The 16,214-nt window shown below is 71.0% G+C and carries 14 protein-coding genes; 5 read left to right on the top strand and 9 right to left on the bottom strand.

Going from position 1 to position 16,214, the window contains the following annotated elements; genetic code table 11:
- Positions 1–84 precede the first annotated feature (84 nt).
- The 6 genes from H9I49_RS14630 to H9I49_RS14605 form a co-directional block, all read right to left on the bottom strand.
- Positions 85–648: a M23 family metallopeptidase gene (locus H9I49_RS14630; protein WP_188031076.1), complete on the bottom strand. Its 564-nt coding sequence runs from the start codon at positions 646–648 to the stop codon at positions 85–87.
- A 219-nt stretch (positions 649–867) separates the two neighbouring features.
- On the bottom strand, positions 868–2,370 hold the full coding sequence (locus tag H9I49_RS14625) for an aldehyde dehydrogenase family protein (protein ID WP_188031075.1): 1,503 nt from the start codon (positions 2,368–2,370) through the stop codon (positions 868–870).
- Positions 2,367–2,801: a cupin domain-containing protein gene (locus tag H9I49_RS14620; RefSeq protein WP_188031074.1), complete on the bottom strand. Its 435-nt coding sequence runs from the start codon at positions 2,799–2,801 to the stop codon at positions 2,367–2,369. Before H9I49_RS14620 ends, H9I49_RS14625 begins: the two co-directional genes overlap by 4 nt.
- Complete coding sequence (locus tag H9I49_RS14615; protein WP_188031073.1) at positions 2,794–3,942, bottom strand: isocitrate/isopropylmalate dehydrogenase family protein; 1,149 nt, start codon at positions 3,940–3,942, stop codon at positions 2,794–2,796. The genes H9I49_RS14620 and H9I49_RS14615 overlap by 8 nt, the downstream gene beginning before the upstream one ends.
- Positions 3,939–4,256 (bottom strand): putative quinol monooxygenase, encoded by a 318-nt coding sequence (locus H9I49_RS14610; RefSeq protein ID WP_188031072.1) that lies wholly within the window; start codon positions 4,254–4,256, stop codon positions 3,939–3,941. The genes H9I49_RS14615 and H9I49_RS14610 overlap by 4 nt, the downstream gene beginning before the upstream one ends.
- On the bottom strand, positions 4,253–5,431 hold the full coding sequence (locus H9I49_RS14605) for an Ldh family oxidoreductase (protein ID WP_188031071.1): 1,179 nt from the start codon (positions 5,429–5,431) through the stop codon (positions 4,253–4,255). Before H9I49_RS14605 ends, H9I49_RS14610 begins: the two co-directional genes overlap by 4 nt.
- 85 nt (positions 5,432–5,516) lie before the next feature.
- Here H9I49_RS14605 and H9I49_RS14600 point away from each other — a divergent pair, with 85 nt between their 5' ends.
- A complete protein-coding gene (locus H9I49_RS14600) occupies positions 5,517–6,179 on the top strand; it encodes a GntR family transcriptional regulator (RefSeq protein WP_188031070.1) in 663 nt (220 codons plus the stop codon).
- Between the two features lie 31 nt (positions 6,180–6,210).
- Here H9I49_RS14600 and H9I49_RS14595 read toward each other — a convergent pair whose 3' ends face one another.
- Entirely contained in the window at positions 6,211–6,900 is a 690-nt protein-coding gene (locus H9I49_RS14595) for a response regulator (RefSeq protein WP_188031069.1), read from the bottom strand.
- Positions 6,897–8,546 carry an ATP-binding protein gene (locus tag H9I49_RS14590; protein WP_188031068.1) on the bottom strand — a complete coding sequence of 550 codons (1,650 nt, stop codon included), beginning with the start codon at positions 8,544–8,546 and terminating at the stop codon, positions 6,897–6,899. The genes H9I49_RS14595 and H9I49_RS14590 overlap by 4 nt, the downstream gene beginning before the upstream one ends.
- A gap of 164 nt (positions 8,547–8,710) precedes the next feature.
- Here H9I49_RS14590 and H9I49_RS14585 point away from each other — a divergent pair, with 164 nt between their 5' ends.
- The 4 genes from H9I49_RS14585 to H9I49_RS14570 are packed head-to-tail and all read left to right on the top strand — an operon-like array spanning position 8,711 to position 12,255.
- Positions 8,711–9,721, top strand: a complete 1,011-nt coding sequence (locus tag H9I49_RS14585; RefSeq protein WP_188031067.1) for a tripartite tricarboxylate transporter substrate binding protein — start codon at positions 8,711–8,713, stop codon at positions 9,719–9,721.
- Entirely contained in the window at positions 9,718–10,287 is a 570-nt protein-coding gene (locus H9I49_RS14580; protein ID WP_188031066.1) for a tripartite tricarboxylate transporter TctB family protein, read from the top strand. Before H9I49_RS14585 ends, H9I49_RS14580 begins: the two co-directional genes overlap by 4 nt.
- The gene (locus tag H9I49_RS14575) at positions 10,287–11,855 is read left to right on the top strand and encodes a tripartite tricarboxylate transporter permease (protein WP_188031065.1); all 1,569 of its coding nucleotides are present in this window, start codon (positions 10,287–10,289) and stop codon (positions 11,853–11,855) included. Before H9I49_RS14580 ends, H9I49_RS14575 begins: the two co-directional genes overlap by 1 nt.
- Before the next feature lies 1 nt (position 11,856).
- Positions 11,857–12,255, top strand: a complete 399-nt coding sequence (locus H9I49_RS14570; RefSeq protein WP_188031064.1) for a universal stress protein — start codon at positions 11,857–11,859, stop codon at positions 12,253–12,255.
- Between the two features lie 197 nt (positions 12,256–12,452).
- Here H9I49_RS14570 and H9I49_RS14565 read toward each other — a convergent pair whose 3' ends face one another.
- Positions 12,453–16,070, bottom strand: a complete 3,618-nt coding sequence (locus tag H9I49_RS14565; protein ID WP_188031063.1) for a S8 family serine peptidase — start codon at positions 16,068–16,070, stop codon at positions 12,453–12,455.
- Between the last annotated feature and the right edge of the window lie 144 nt (positions 16,071–16,214).

Below are 16,214 nucleotides of genomic sequence, written 5' to 3'. Positions count from 1 at the left end.
TTCGACGGCATTCGATGGGACGGTGGACCGCGCGCCCGCCCGACACGGAGTCGGTGGGGCGCGCGGTCCGGGTCCGGCGCCGCGTCAGCAGTTGGTGCGGGTGTACAGCTGCTCCGTGCCGTAGTCGACCCACGTCGAGGTGCCGAAGCGGATCGGCTTGACCTCGTTGTAGAGCCGCTGCTCGTAGTGCAGGTGCGAGTACTCCTGCTGGCCCGACTTGCCGACCTTGCCGATCGTCGTCGTCTCCGTGACGTGGTCGCCCTCGCGGACGGTGATGCTGCCGTCCTCGAGGTGGGCGTAGAAGCTGCGCCAGCCGTCGCCGTGGCCGATGAGCACGCGGTTGCCGTAGCCGTGGGCGTCGGAGATCGTGACATCGAGGACCGTGCCGGACGCGCTCGCCTTGACGGGCATCCCCTTGTCGGAGTCGCCGCTGCCCTGGTTGAAGTCGATGGCGAGGGCCGGGTCGTGACCGACCCAGGCGTTGCCGCGCCACGTCTGCTGGCACGGGAAGGGCACCTTGAGCACGGGGCGGGTGCCGGCGGCCTGCGACGAGGACGCGGTGACACCGGCCGTGGTCGTGGCGATGGCGGCGACGGCGAAGAGCGCGGCCAGGGCCTTGCGGGTTGGGCGGAAGGAGGTCGTTGGCATGTCGGGTTCCTGTCGTGTGAGGTGGTCCTGCTGGTGGCGCAGGACCACGCTCTCCGCCGACGCTTCGGAATCGCTGCGCCCCCTCTGCGGTTCCGCCACCGTCTGACCGACACCCCCCCCGTCGAGTGGTCGTTTTGGTACGGGCCCGGATGTACGAAAGTGACCACTCGAGTGGGGGTTTGCGTCGAGTGGTCACTTCGGTGCGGGGCGTGGGGTCGGTCAGTCGGGGGGGACGACCCAGTAGGTGCGCTGGTTCGTGAACGCGAGCAGGCCCGCATCGGCGAGCTCGCGGCCGTAGCCGCTGCGCTTCGTGCCGCCGAACGGCACGCGCGGGTCCGAGGCCACGACGGCGTTGACGAACGCCGCGCCCGAGGTGATCCGGCGCGCGACGCCGACGGCGCGCTCGGTCGACCGGCTCCACACGCTCAGACCGAGGCCGTATGCCGTGTGGTCGGCGAGCGCCACCGCGTGGTCCTCGTCGCGGGCGACGGCGACGGCGGCCACCGGGCCGAAGGTCTCCTCGTCGAAGACGGGCATGCCGGGACCGGTCCCGGTCAGGACGGTCGGCTCGTAGAACCACCCGGTTGCGGGGTCATCGCCAGGCTTGTCGCCGGCCTCGTCACCGGTCCCGTCGATGGTGTGGGCGCTGGTGTGGGCGCTGGTGGGGGCGCGACCACTGCGACCGCCGGCGGCGACGGTGGCGCCCAGGGCGACGGACGCGTCGACCTGGCGCTGCAGCGCGTCGCGCAGGTCGGCGCGGGCGAGCGGGCCGACGTCGGTGGCCGGGTCGGTGGGGTCCCCGGAGCGCAGGGCTCGCACGCCGTCGACGAAGAGCCGGATGAACTCGTCGGCGACGGGTTCCTCGACGACGAAGCGCTTGGCGCAGACGCAGCTCTGGCCGGAGTTCGTGAACCGGGCGCGCACGGCCGCGGCCGCCGCGGCCTGCACGTCGGCGTCGGCGAGCACGACGAACGCGTCGGACCCGCCGAGCTCGAGCACCGACGGCTTCGAGGCCCGGCCGGCCGCGGCGCCGACCATCTCGCCCGCGCGGTTGCTGCCGGTGAGCGTGACGGCGGCGATGCGGTCGTCGGCAACGAGGCCCTCGACGACGGCCGGAACGTCGGGCTCGGCGACGACGAGCGCCGTGACGAGGTGCTCGGGCAGGCCTGCGGCCGTGAAGAGCTCGGCGATGGCTAGGGCCGAGCCCGTGACGTTGGGGGAGTGCTTGAGCAGCAGGCCGTTGCCGGCCGCGACGGTCGGGATCGCGGCCCGCATGACCTGCCAGACCGGGAAGTTCCACGGCATGACGGCGAGGACGAGGCCCATCGGTTCGTGCGCGACCCACGCCTGCACTCCGGTGGGGGCGTCGATCTCGACGGGGCGGTCGGCGAGGACGTCGGCGCCGTGCGTGGCGTAGTGGTCGGCGGTCAGGGCCGACTTGGCGACCTCGCCGCGGGCCTGCGCGAGCGGTTTGCCCATCTCGCGGGTGACGAGGGCAGCGAGCGCTTCGGAGCGTTCACGCAGGACCTCTGCGAGGCGGGACACGGCGGTGAGGCGCTCGGCCACGGGGGTGCGCCCCCAGGCCTCGGCGGCTGCCGCGCCCTGCGCGACGGCGGCCTCGATGTCGGCCGCCGTCATCGCCGGATAGGCCTGCAGCGCAAGGCCGGTCGTCGGGTCGACGGTCTCGACGACCGTCGGCGTCGCGGAGGTGGAGACGGTCATGGCGTGCTCAGGCCTCCGCGATCGCTCTCGGACAGGTGCTCGAACGTCTCGCCCGTGGCGGTGATGGTGCGCGTGACGTCGCGGCCGCCGTAGACCCAGTAGATCCGCATCGTGCCGCGGCCGCGGTTGTAGAAGCGGTGTGGGATGCCGGCCGGGACCCACGTCGCCTCGCCCGCGACGAGGTCGAAGGTCTCGTCACCGATCTCGGCGACGGCCTCTCCCTCGAGGATCAGCACCGACTCCTCGACGTTGTGGCTGTGGAGCGGCAGTCCGGTCCCCTCGGCGAACTGCGTCTGGCCGGTCGTGACGCGGTTTGACTCGCAGTTCCACTTGCCGACGTAAGGGATCGTGACGACACCGTTGCCGCGGTCGAAGGGCCTGACGGCATCGGGGCGGATGAGCAGTTTGGGGGCGGTCGGCTGGTCAGGCATGGCTGTCCTCTCGAGTGGTCGCCGCGGGCGTGCTGGTCGACGTGGGTGTGGGGGCCGCGGTGGGCACAGACGCGGCGGGTTGGCGGCGTACGGCCTCCACGACGGCGGCTGCGAGCTCGCCGGTCGTGAGGGTGCCGCCGAGGTCGGGCGTGCGGGTGGCCGGGTTTCCGACGACCTCGCAGACAGCGTCGTCGACGGCGCGAGCCGCGGCGACCAGCTCGTCTCGCCCGCTGCGCTGTCCGTGCCAGTCGAGCAGCATGGCGGCCGACCGGATGAGCGACACCGGGTTGGCGATGCCGCGGCCCGCGATGTCGGGGGCGGAGCCGTGCTGCGCCTGGGCCACGCAGACGTCGTCGCCGGCGTTGATGGCGCCGCCGAGGCCGAGGCTGCCGCACAGCTCGGACGCCTCGTCGCTGAGGATGTCGCCGAACATGTTCGTCGTCACGAGCACGTCGAAGCTGCCGGGGTCGCGGATGAGCCGGGCGGCCGCCGCATCGACGATGAGCTCGCGCAGCTCGACGTCGGGGTAGTCCTCGGCGACCTTGCGGACCTCGCGCAGGAACAGCCCGTCGGAGAGCTTGAGGACGTTGGCCTTGTGCACGGCCGTGACGTGCTTGCGGCGGGTCCGCGCGATCTCGAAGGCCGCTCGGGCCACGCGGGTCGACGCGGCGGTCGTGATCTTCCGGATGGAGAAGGCGGAGTCCTCGTCGGGCATGAACTCCCCGCTGCCGGCGTGCATGTTGCGGTCGGAGTAGAAGCCCTCGGTGTTCTCGCGGACGATGACGAGGTCCATCGGCGTACGCAGGACGGTGAGATCGGCGACCGAACGGCACGGCCGGATGTTGGCGTGCAGCGAGAACCGGGTGCGCAGCTCGGCGGACGGGTTGATGCCGCCCTCGGCGCGGGGCGGGTAGTCGTAGTGCGAGACCGGGCCGAGCACGGTGCCGTCGACCTCGGTGACGAGCTCGAGCACGTCGTCGGGGAGCGTCGTGCCCTGCTCGGCGAGGGACGAGAGCCCGATCTCGCGCACGTCGGTCTGCAGGTCGAGGCCGAAGCGCTCGTCGACCGCCTCGAGGACGCGGAGCGTCGCGGCGGTGATCTCGGGACCGATGCCGTCACCCGGCAGGATGAGGATCCTCATGCCGCCACCCCGGTCGGGTGGTGCACGCGCACCGTCGTCAGCGTGTTGACCTGGCTGCCGGGCACGACACAGCGTTCGGCCGCCTCGCGCCACTGCCCGAAGTGCGGGGCGGCGCGGTGGGCTGCGACGGCCTCCTCGTCCTCGTAGAGCTCGTAGAAGACGAAGTGGTGCGGGTCGCTGAGGTCCTGCGTCACGTCGAAGTGCAGGCAGCCGGGCTCGTCCGTGAACGTGCGCTCGGCGTTCGTGGTGATGGCGGCGGTGAAGTCGTCGAGGCGTTCGGGGATGACGTCGAGCGAGACGATGAGGGCGATCACGGGCTGACCTCCTGGTCGGTGGGGTGGCTGGGTCCGTCGGTGGTGCTGGTGGTGGTGCCGGTCGTGCCGGTCCTGCCGGTCACGGTGGGCGGCAGGGGGACCCCGCTCTCCTCGGCCAGCTCGCGGAGCGTCGCCCACGTCGCAGGCGCCAGACGTATGCCGTCGCGTTCCTTCGCGGCGCGGCTGCGGTCCTCGAGCTCGCCGGGGACGAGGATGGAGTCGGCCCAGGCGGCGAGCTCGCCGGCGTGGGTCTGGTCCACGAGCTGCTCCATGCGAGAGGCGAACTCGGCCGGGTCGCCCGTGGCGGCGACGTCGATGACGATGAGCAGGTGGCCTGCCCCGCTGCGCCGCTCGGGGTCGTAGGGGCCGACGACGGAGTCACCGAACGCGCTGCCGGTCAGGACCCCCGCGAGGACGTCCATCATGAACGAGATGACGTAGCCCTTCGCGCCGGCCATCGGCTGGATGAGGCCGTCGATCGCGGTGGAGGGGTCGGTGGTCGGCGTACCGTCGGCGGCCGCGGCCCAGCCCTCGGGGATCGGCTCCCCGCGTTGGGCGGCGAGGTAGACCTTGCCGCGCGCGACGGCCGTGTTGGCGAGGTCCATGACGACGACGCCGTGCCGCCCGGCCGGGGCCGCGATCGACCACGGGTTCGTGCCGATGCTCTTGGTCCGGCCGCCCCACGGAGCCATCGCCGGGCTCGAGTTGGTGACGAGGATGGCGACGCACCCGGCCTCGGCAGCGGCGCGCGTGAAGTACGCAGCCGTGCCGAAGTGGCCCGAGCTGCGCACCGCGATGCCGGCGATGCCGTGCCGGCGCGCGCGTTCGATGCCGAGGTCGACGGCGCGTTGCGTCACGACCTGCCCGATCCCGTCGTGGCCGTCGAGGACGACGAGCGCGCCGTGGTCGGTGACTGGTTCGACGTGCGTCACCGCGGTCATCGCGCCCGACTGGAGGCGGGCGGCATACCAGGGCAGCCGCAGCACGCCGTGCGACGCGTGGCCCCACAGCTCGGCGGTCACGAGCGTGTCGGCCAGCAGGGCCGCGTCGGCGTCGGGGACGCCGCGGCGGACGAGGACGGCGGTGATGCACTCGGTGAGCGCGTCAGGCGTCACGAGGACGGGTGCCTGCACATCCGCTGTCTCGGCCGACGGTTCGGCGGACCTCTCGGGCATGCCGGCTCCTCGGGGCGTCGGGTTCATGGAAGACTGAGAGCATGGAAGCATACTTGTATACATGTGTGCAACGAGAGGTCGGGACATGGAACGCATGAGGCGCGCCTCGGGCGGCCAGGTCGTCTACGCGGAGCTGCGGCGCCGCATCCTGAGCCTCGAGCTGCAACCGGGCCAGCGGCTCTACGAGCCCGAGCTCGCGGCGACGCTGCAGGTGAGCCGGACCCCGTTGCGCGAGGCCCTGCGCCTGCTCCTGGCCGAGGACCTCATCGACCAGCTGCCGACCGGCGGCATGGTCGTGCGGCCCCTCGCGGCGTCGGACATCGAGGAGCTCTACAGCGTGCGCGCCGCGCTCGAGGGGCTGATGACGGGCGAGGCGGCGCGACGGCTGACCGACGACGACGTGGCCGTGCTGCGCGGGCTCGTCGAGCGGAACGCGCGGATGGTCGGTGACGCCGAGGACGCGATGCGCGCCGGCCACGACCTCCACCTGCGGATCGCCGAGGTGGCCGGCCACGGCTGGGCGCGGCGGCTGCACGCCCAGGTCGACGGCCACATGTCCCGCTACCGGCCGTTCACCAACGAGAGCCAGGACCGTCGCACGGCGGCGCTCGCCGAGCACCGCGCGATCGTCGAGGCCCTCGTGGCCCGGGACGCGGACGAGGCCCGGCGGCTGGCCGAGTCGCACGTGCTCGCCGCCCGCGACGTCGCCCTCGAGGCGATCGGCGCCCGGCTCGCCGCCCCCCGCTGACCCTCGAAAGGCCGGCTCTTGCCGGCCGGGGTCAGCGGGGGCGGGTGCGGTAGCGGCGCTCCGGGCGTCCGGCGGCGCCGTAGCGCGGAGGCAACAGCTCGGCGACGCCCGTGTCGACGAGGTGGTCGAGGTATCGGCGGGTGCTGCTGCGCGACATGCCGGTCGCGTCGGCGCACTCCATGGCCGACATGCCGTCGTCGTCGACGCCCTCCAGGGCCCGCACGACCACGTCGATGGTCTCGGGGCTGATGCTCTTCGGCAGACGCCTTGCCTGCCCGCTCGACTGCGCCCGGAAGGCGCGGTCGACGTCGTCCTGGCGCATCTCCGTGCCTTCGTCGAGGTCGCCGAGCTCGGCGCGGTGGTCGGCGAACTCGACGAGACGCTGGCGCAGGGTGTCCACCTCGAAGGGTTTCACGAGGTAGTGGAACACCCCGCCGTGCAAGGCTTTTCGTACCGACTCGAGGTCGCGGGCGGCGCTGATGACGATGACGTCGGTGCCTGAGGCGCGCTCGCGCAGGCGCCGGAGCACGTCGAGGCCGCTCATGTCGGGCAGGTAGACGTCGAGCAGGACCAGGTCCGGGTGGAGTGCACGCACGGCCTCCAGTGCGGCTCCGGCCGAGTGCACGACGCCGACGACCTGGAAGCCGGGCTGACGCGACACGACGCTCGAGTGCAGCTTGGCCACCATGAAGTCGTCGTCGACGACGAGGCACCGGATCACTGTGCCACCGCCGTCCGGTCGAGGGGCAGGGTCGCGACGAACACGGCGCCGTTGTCGTGCCGCACCGTGACGTCACCGCCGCGCTTGCGGCAGATGACGCGGACGAGCGCGAGGCCCACGCCCCGCCGTCCGCCGGGCCCGCCCTCCTTGGTCGACACGCCCGGGCGGAACACGCGGTCGCCGAGGTCGGTGTCGACCCCGGGACCGGTGTCGCGCACGGTGATCCGCACGTCGTGCTCGCTCTGCAGCACCTCGACGATGACGACCGGCTCGCTCCCGGAGGCGTCGTTCACGTCGGAGCGGGCCGAGGCGTCGAGTGCGTTGTCGATGAGGTTGCCGAGCACGGTGTTGACGTCGGCCGCGAGCCGCTCGTCGAGCCGCCCGACGTGGGTCGTGTCCTCGAGCACGAGCTCGACGTCGCGCTCGTCGGCCTGGCTGGACTTCGCGATGAGCAGCGCGGCGACGGCGGGGTCGGCGACGTGGGAGGTGATGCTCGTCGTGAGGCGGGTCTGGCTATCGGTGATGTGACGCACGTAGCCGCGGGCCTCGTCGTACTCACCGAGCTCGATGAGCCCGCTGACGACGTGCATCCTGTTGCTGAACTCGTGGGCCTGCGCGCGCAGCGCGTCCGTCGTGTCACGGGTGAGGTCGAGCTCGCGTTGGAGCTCGAGCAGCTCGGTGCGGTCACGCAGCGTCACGACCCAGCCGATGTGCCGTCCGTGGCTGAGTACCGGCATCCGGCTCAGGGTGAGCACCCTTCCGCGGTAAGGGATGACGCGGTCGGTGGCGGAGTCGGGGCCGGCGAAGATGTCGGCCAGGCGGCCGGTCGGGTCGACCTCGGTGACGTGACGACCCGTCGACGTCTGCGGGATGCCGAGCAGGTGGGCGGCCTCGTCGTTGACCATCGTGATGCGCCGGTCGAGGCCGACGGCGAGCATGCCCTCCTTGATGCCGTGCAGGATCGCCTCGCGCTGCTCGACGAGCCCGGTGATCTCGCGTGGTTCGAGGCCGAGGGTCTGTCGCTTCACCCGGCGTGAGAGGAGGAACGACCCGACGACGCCGAGGGCGGTCGCGATGCCGAGATACGTGAGCAGGTTGGGCATCGCGGCGGCGAGGTTCTCCGTGACGGTGGGGTAGGCGCGGGTCACGACGACGACGCCGTCGGTGGCGAGCGTCACCTCGTTGATGACCGGCGCCGTCGCCATCGCGTCGCCGGTCTCGTCCTCCGTGCCGGTCCAGGCGCGCCCGAGGTAGGCCGGCTGGGCCTGCAACCGGACGATGTGCTCCGTCGGCAACGGGTCGGTCGAGACGATGATGCGCCGGTCGGACCTGACCACCATGACCTTCGTCGAGCCGGAGAAGGACCGACCGGACTCGGCGGTGCCCTGCGCCTGGTGGATGTACTCCTGCGTCTCAGGAGTCACCGGCGCGACGGCCTTCTGGATGCCGGAGGAACCGGCGAGGTTCTCCGCGATGGCGAGCGCGCGGCGCCCCTCGATGTCCTTGAAGCGCGCATTGGACTGCGCGAGCGAGACGAGCGCGACGCCGACGAGGACGACGCACATGATCGCCAGCTGCATGGCGAGCATCCGGCCGGCCAAGGTCCACCTGGGCCACCGCAGCCGGAACCGCCACGCCGCGCTCATGAGGCCATTGTGTCGAGCGGTGCCCCTGAGTCCAGCGCAGGGCTGAGCAGAATGAACAAAATGGAGTTTGCGCTCCTAACGGTGACAGCGGACGCGCGGCCTCGCGAGGCTGTGCCCTACACCCGGGACGTCTGTTCCCGACCTGTCAGACAAAGGAGTCTCCAGTGCGCTTCAGCACCCAGCTCAAGGTCAGCTCGGCCATCCTGGCCGCCGGCCTCGCCCTGTCCGCGTGCGGCGTGAGCGCCGACGAGGGCGGCTCGGGCGGCACCTCGGCCGCCGCGGGACCCGTCAAGGGCCTGCGGATCCTCGTCCCGAACTCGCCGGGAAGCGGCTACGACACGACGGCCCGCCTCGCCGCGAAGGCCATGCAGGACGCCGGCCTCGCATCGACGATCGAGGTCTTCAACTCGGCCGGTGCCGGTGGCACCGTGGGCCTCCAGCGCCTCGTCAACGAGCAGGGCAAGGACGACATCCTCATGCAGATGGGGCTCGGCGTCGTCGGTGCCGTCTACACGAACAAGTCGAAGGCCACGCTCAACGAGACCGTGCCGATCGCCAGGCTCATCGAGGAGTCCGAGGCCATCGTCGTCCCGGCCGGCTCGCCCTACCAGACGCTCGACCAGCTCGTCGCCGCGTGGAAGGCCAACCCGGGCAAGGTGCCCGTCGGTGGCGCGTCCAACCCCGGCGGCCCGGACCACCTGACCCCGATGCTGCTGGCGAAGGCTGTCGGCGTGACCCCGAAGGACGTCAACTACGTCGCGTACGACGGCGGTGGCGAGCTGCTCACCGGCATCCTCGGCAAGAAGGTCGCCTTCGCCGCGACCGGTATCGGCGAGGTGGCCGAGCAGGCCAAGAGCGGTGACGTGAAGATCCTCGCCGTGACGAGCGCCAAGCCCGTCGAGGGCGTCGACGCCCCGACGCTCAAGAGCATGGGCATCGACATGGAGTTCACGAACTGGCGCGGCATCGTGGCTCCTCCCGGCCTCTCCGCCGACAAGACCAAGCAGTACATCGACCTGCTGACGAAGATGCACGCGTCGGAGCAGTGGAAGAAGACGCTGGCCGACCAGGGCTGGACGGACGCCTTCCAGACCGGTGACGAGTTCAAGTCCTTCCTGACTGCCCAGAACGAAGAGGTCGCGGGCGTCCTGAAGGACCTCGGCCTGACGTCATGACTCCCGACACCAGCTCGAGCGGCTCGGCGGCACCCCTGGTGCCGCCGGGCCGGGACCCGAACCCCGACCGGGACGCATCGGCGAGGAAGGGCTACTCCGAGTACGGCGTGGCCGTCCTCCTCCTCGTGCTCGGCACCTGGGCGATCGTCGACGCGATGGGCCTCATCGAGACGGCCAACGCACGCGGGCCCGTCGGGCCGAAGACGGTCCCCGTCGCCGTGGGTGTCCTGCTCATCGCCATGGCGGTGCTGCTCGCCATCGACGTCGCTCGCGGCGGCCGAGGAGAGCAGGAGGGCGGCGAGGACGTCGACCTCTCCCACGGCAGCGACTGGCGCACCATCGGGCTGCTCGGCGCGGCATTCGTCGCGAACGCGCTGCTCATCGAGCGGGTCGGCTGGCCGATCTCCGGCGCCATCCTCTTCTTCGGCACGACGTATGCCCTCGGGAGCCGCCACTACATCCGCAACGTGCTCATCTCGTTCGCCCTGTCCGTCGGCAGCTGGTACCTCTTCTACGCCGGACTGGGCATCAAGCTGCCGGTCGGCCTCCTGAAGGGAATCCTCTGATGGACGCAATCAACTCCCTCATCGAGGGGTTCGGCACCGCGCTGACGCCGCTCAACCTGTTGTACGCGTTCCTCGGCGTCCTGCTCGGCACGGCCATCGGCGTCCTCCCGGGAATCGGCCCGGCCATGACCATCGCGCTGCTGCTGCCGCTGACGTTCACGCTCGAGCCGACCCAGGCCTTCATCATGTTCGCCGGCATCTACTACGGCGGCATGTACGGCGGCTCGACGACCTCGATCCTGCTCAACACACCGGGTGAGAGCGCGTCGGTGGTGACAGCCATCGAGGGCAACCTCATGGCGAAGAAGGGCAGAGGGGCCGCCGCACTTGCGACCTCGGCCATCGGGTCGTTCATCGCCGGCACCATCGCCACCCTCGGCCTTGCGCTGCTCGCCCCGGTCATCGTCAGGCTCGCCGTGCAGATGGGTGCGCCCGACTACTTCGCCGTCATGGTGCTCGCCTTCATCGCCGTGACCACGGTGCTCGGCTCGTCGAAGGTGCGCGGGCTCGCCTCGCTGGGCATCGGCCTGCTCGTCGGGACGATCGGCATCGACCCCACGTCGGGCCAGCAGCGCCTGACCTTCGGCATCCCGGAGCTCGCCGACGGCATCGACGTGGTCGTGCTCGCCGTCGGACTCTTCGCCGTCGGCGAGGCCCTCTGGGTCGCGGCCCACCTGAGCCGGAAGCCCCTCGACATCGTCCGCGTCGACAGCGCCACGATGACGCGCGAGGACTGGCGCCGGTCGTGGAAGCCGTGGTTGCGGGGCACCCTGATCGGCTTCCCGTTCGGCGCGATCCCGGCCGGTGGCGCCGAGATCCCGACCTTCCTGTCGTATGCGACGGAGAAGAAGCTGACGAAGCACCCGGAGGAGTTCGGCAAGGGCGCCATCGAGGGCGTCGCGGGTCCCGAGGCGACGAACAACGCCTCCGCCGCCGGTGGCCTCGTGCCGCTGCTGACGCTGGGCATCCCGACGACGGCGACGGCAGCGGTCATGCTCGGCGCGTTCCAGAGCTACGGCATCCAGCCGGGCCCGCGCCTGCTCCAGGACCAGGCTCCCCTCGTCTGGGGCCTCATCGCGAGCCTCTTCATCGGCAACACGATCCTGCTCGCGCTGAACCTGCCGCTGGCGAGCATCTGGGCCAAGCTGCTCCTCATCCCACGGCCCTACCTCTATGCCGGCATCCTCTTCTTCGCCAGCATCGGGGCGTATGCCGCGAACAGCTCGACGTTCGACCTGTGGCTGCTCATCATCATCGGCGCCCTCGGCTTCTTCATGCGCCGCTACGGCCTGCCCGTCGTGCCCGCCATCATCGGCATCATCCTCGGCCCGGCGGCCGAGGAGCAGCTGCGGCGGGCGCTGCAGATCAGCGACGGCGAGCTGAGCGGCCTTGTCAACACGGCGTTCTCGCAGATCGTCTACGTCATCATCGCGCTGCTGCTCGTGGTGCCGCCGATCGTCAGTGCGGTCCGCAACCGCCGTCGCGGTGACGGCGGCGACGGCGGTCCCGACGCCAGCCGCGACGCACCCGCGGGCACGCACGCGCACGCCAACGTGGAAGGACAGTGACATGCCCATCGTCGTCGGGTACATCCCGTCACCCGCGGGCCACTCGGCCCTGACCTCGGCCATCGAGGAGGCGCGGCTGCGCGGCTCCCGGCTCGTCGTCATCAACGCCAGCCGGGGCGACGCCCTCGTCGACCGACGTCACTCGTCGGTCGAGGACTGGACGGACGTCCAGCGACAGCTCTCCGACTCCGGGGTCGACCACGAGGTGCTCCAGCAGGTCGAGGCCAAGGACCCCGCCGAGCAGATCCTCGACGTCGCCCGGCAGACGAACGCCGAGCTCATCGTCGTCGGGCTGCGGCGCCGGTCCCCGGTCGGCAAGCTGATCATGGGCAGCCAGGCGCAGCAGATCCTCCTCGAGGCGGAGTGCCCGGTGCTGGCCGTGAAGGCGAGCGCCTCCTGACCCCTCGTACGAAAGCGCCCACTCGACGTCTCTGGTCGAGTGGGCGCTTTCGCATGGACGGGTGCTCGGGGCGGAAGTGACCACTCGAGTGAGCGGGCCCTTCACGCCCGTCGAGTGGTCGGGGCCCTTCACGCCCGTCGAGTGGTCACTTCCGTACGCCGATGGTCCCGGGTCAGGTCAGCCTGACGGCGGCGCGGTCACCGGACGACGCTGACGCGCCGCAGTGCGCTGCTCGAGCCGACGTATGCCGTCGAGCCGCGGTAGACCCACATGTAGTCGACCGACGCGGTCGGCTTGTGCGCGTAGGACACGGTGCCGGTCGAGCTCGACGTGCGGGTGGCCGTGAGGTTCCACGTCGTGGAGCCGACCTTGCGCCAGTAGAGCTGGACGGGGACGCCGGCGACAGCGGCACCGGTGTCCTTGCGAATCAGCTTGCTGCTCAAGGTGACCGCACTTCCGTACGCGACCGACGTGCGGCTGGAGGCCATGGTCGCTGCGGTGCCGACGAGGCGTACCGACGGAGCCGGGCTGTAGCGGCCCGAGCGGTCCTTGACCCAGATGCGGAAGGTGTACGTCGTGCCCTGGGCCAGGTTGACCTTGGCGCTCGTGCCGCTGCCGGAGTAGACGCCCGTGCCAGCCGCGACGCTCGACGGAGGCGTGGATCCCGTTGCCATCCGGACGATGTAGCGGTCGAGGTCGTTGATGTGCGGCGGCGTCCACGTGAGCGTCGCGGCACGCAGGGCTCCGGTGGCCTTGAACGAGCCGACGGCCGGAGGAGCGATGTCGGCCGTGCGGAACGTCGACGTGTATGCCGTGCCCATCGTCGCACCGGACGTGTCCTTCACGCCCGAGACGCGCAGCTGGTAGGGCGCGTAGTCGTAGAGCGGCGTGGTCGGCCTGATCGTCGCCGTGCGCTTGGTCCCGTCGTACGTGACGGTGGCGGGCACCACGGACCCGGTGCGGCCGTTGAGCACGCGCACGGTCGAGGTGGTCACCGTCGAGGGCACGACAGTGCGCGCGAACGTCACGGTCGGCGTGTAGGTGAGCGTCATCCCCGAGCCGAAGTCGTTGGGCGTGGTGCTTCGGACCCAGAGCTGTTCACCCACCGGGGTGGGACCGCCCGCGTTGGACATCACGCTCAGGCCGGACCACCCAGGAGCGACCGCGTCGATCCGGCCGTCACCTGTGACGTCGCCAACGGCGAGGCCGGTCAGATCGTAGGGCGATGGGAAGGCGGAGCTCGGGCTTGCCGGCATCAGGGTGCCGTCGGTGCGTTGTTCCATGACGCTGACCACTGACCAGGCGCCGTGCCCGGTGATCAGGTCCAGTCGGCCGTCATCAGTCAGGTCGGCCGCCTCGAGGGGCTGCGGCATCTCCCCCACGGCGGACGTCGTCGGGCCGTCGAGGGTGCCGTCGGCGGTCTGCCGCCACACCATCAGCCGTGCCGAGGGGGAGTTGCCCCCGGTGACGGCAGCGAGGTCGGCGCGGGAGTCACCGTTGACGTCCGCGACCTCGATGCCGTTCGCGCCAAAGTCCGCGAACACCGTCTTGCTGGTCGTCGTCCACCCCGTGGTGGTGTTGTAGAGCACGTGCAGCCACGAACTCTGGTTCGTCGCGACATCCGGCCGACCGTCGCCGTCGAGGTCGCCGACCTCGATCTCGGACGTCCCGACCGTGTCGATGACGGCGCGAAGGTACGTGCCGTCCTCCTGTAGGAGCAGCGCCGCCACGTCGGTCGCCGTCGACTGGACGAGGTCCAGCCGGCCGTCGCCGTTGAGGTCAACCACCTTGACGAAGGTCGTGCCGGTCGTGTCGGGCACGACCTGCGGGGCCGCGAGCACGTGTGTCGCCGTCTGGCGGAAGACCTGGATGCCGACGTCCGTCGAGACGACGACGTCGTCCAGGTCGTCGCCGTCCACGTCGATGACCTCGACGTTGCGCACGAGCGAGGAGCCGGACGTCTCGTAGGCGACTGGGGCGCCGAGCCCGCCCGCCGAGAGCTGCCGCAGGACGTGCAGCTGGCCGGTGCCGGTGCCCTGTACAACGCCCGCCAGGACGTCGCCCTTGGCGTCTCCGTTGACGTCGCCGTAGGCGAGGGGTCCGTAGCTCGCTGAGCTCGAGACCGTGGACGCTGGGTTGAGCACGCCGCCCGGACCCGGCTGCACGCTCAGCGTGTAGTCGCGGTCACCGACCCGAGAGCCGTTGTAGTTGCGCACGGAGACGTAGTACGAGCCGCCCGACAACCGGACGGAGGCGGTCTCGGCATCGCCCTCGGCCAGCTGATCGACCTCAGCGACGAGCTTTAGGTTCTGGTCGTAGATCGCGAGCACGGCGTCGACGTTCTGGGGGAGGCTCGTGTCGAACCACGGAGGCGTCACGGTGATGGACACCTGACGCTGGCTGGGGGAGTCGTAGCGGTACCAGTCGACGTCGCCCTCGACGCCGAGCTGGCCGTACGTCGTCCCCTCGAACCCGATGGCTCGGGTGGGAACGTCGTTCGGCTCGTTCACCCCGGCCGATGGCTGCGCGAAGTCAGCCGCCCAGCCACCGCCGAGAGCGTTCGTCGCGTCGACGACTCCCGCACCGTAGAAGGGGTCGATGCCTCGCGGACCCGCGTCCCTCGCCGTGGAGCGCAGGCGCGAGGCGACCTGGGCGGGTGTGAATGACGGGTTCTTCGTCCGGACGAGGACCGCGATGCCCGCGACGATGGGCGCCGCGAACGACGTGCCGTCGCCGACGAAGTACATGTAGCCGTCGGCGTCCGGGCGACCTGTGGACAGGATGCCCCAGCCCGGCGCCGCCAGGTCGACCCACGAGCCGTGGGTGCTGAAGTCGGTGATGCGGCCGGCGTTGTCGGTGGCGCCCACGGCGATGGCCTCGCTGTAGGCGGCGGGGTACATGGGCCTGTCTGCTCCTGTGTTGCCTGCGGCCACGATGACGACGGCGCCCTTGCCGGTCGCGTACTTGACGGCGTCGTGCAGTGCCGGGCTGTCGGTGGGACCGCCGAGCGAGAGGTTGAGGATCTTGGCCCCGTGGTCGGCGGCCCACTTGATGCCCTGGACGATGTCGGAGTCGGTGCCCCTGCCCAGCGAGTTCAGCACCTTGACCGGCATGACCCGTGCGTTCCAAGCGACCCCGGCGATCCCCTCGGAGTTGTTCGTCCCGGCGGCGATGATGCCGGCCACCATCGAGCCGTGGCCGAAGTCGTCGCTTGCTGCGCCGGCCGCGATGCCGACGTTGCTGATCGCGTTGAAGCCTGCGACGGTCCGTCCCGCGAGGTCGGGATGCTTGCCGTTGACGCCGGAGTCGATGACCGCGACCACCTGTGACAGTGAGCCCTTCGAGCGGTCCCAGGCACCCGGCATACGGACCGTCTTGAGGTACTCCTGCTCGTGGGTCGTCGAGTAGAAGTAGTCGTTCGGCGTGGCGCTGGACTCACGGATGTAGTCGAGCGTGACCTCGGCGACGGCCGGGTCGGCGCTCAGGCGGCTCGCGAGCTCGTCGGCGCGCCCGTTGGTGTGCACCTTGACGAAGTCGGTGCCGCCGAGCTGTTCAGCCACCCGACCGCCGCGGCCCTGCACGGCCCGGTCGCGGGTCGCCTTGGACGACGACTTCTTGAACTTCACGAGCACGGTGTGCGGGTCGTGGTCGCGGTCACCCGCGGCGGCACGCGTCGGACGCGGCAGGTCCTTCGCGGCGAGCTTCTTCGCCGCTGGTGTCGGCGCCGCGGACGCGGTGGTGGAGGTGGTCATGGCCGTGACGGGCGCGATGAGCGCAAGCGTCAGGACCGCCGCGAACGGACGGCGTGTGAGCATGAAGGGGCCCCTGTGAGAAGTGATGTGCGAGCGCATCATGACAGACAGGACGGCCTTGACTGACGAGTACGCCAGAACTGCGCACGCACGCGCAGGACGGGCGCACCACGTCGTCGTGGTGCGCCCGTCCCGCTCCTCCCCGGT

The sequence above is a fragment of the Terrabacter sp. MAHUQ-38 genome, from assembly GCF_014518425.1.
Classification (GTDB): domain Bacteria; phylum Actinomycetota; class Actinomycetes; order Actinomycetales; family Dermatophilaceae; genus Terrabacter.
The sequence above is the reverse complement of the archived record's forward strand: the minus strand, read 5'-3'. Positions and strand labels throughout refer to the sequence as shown.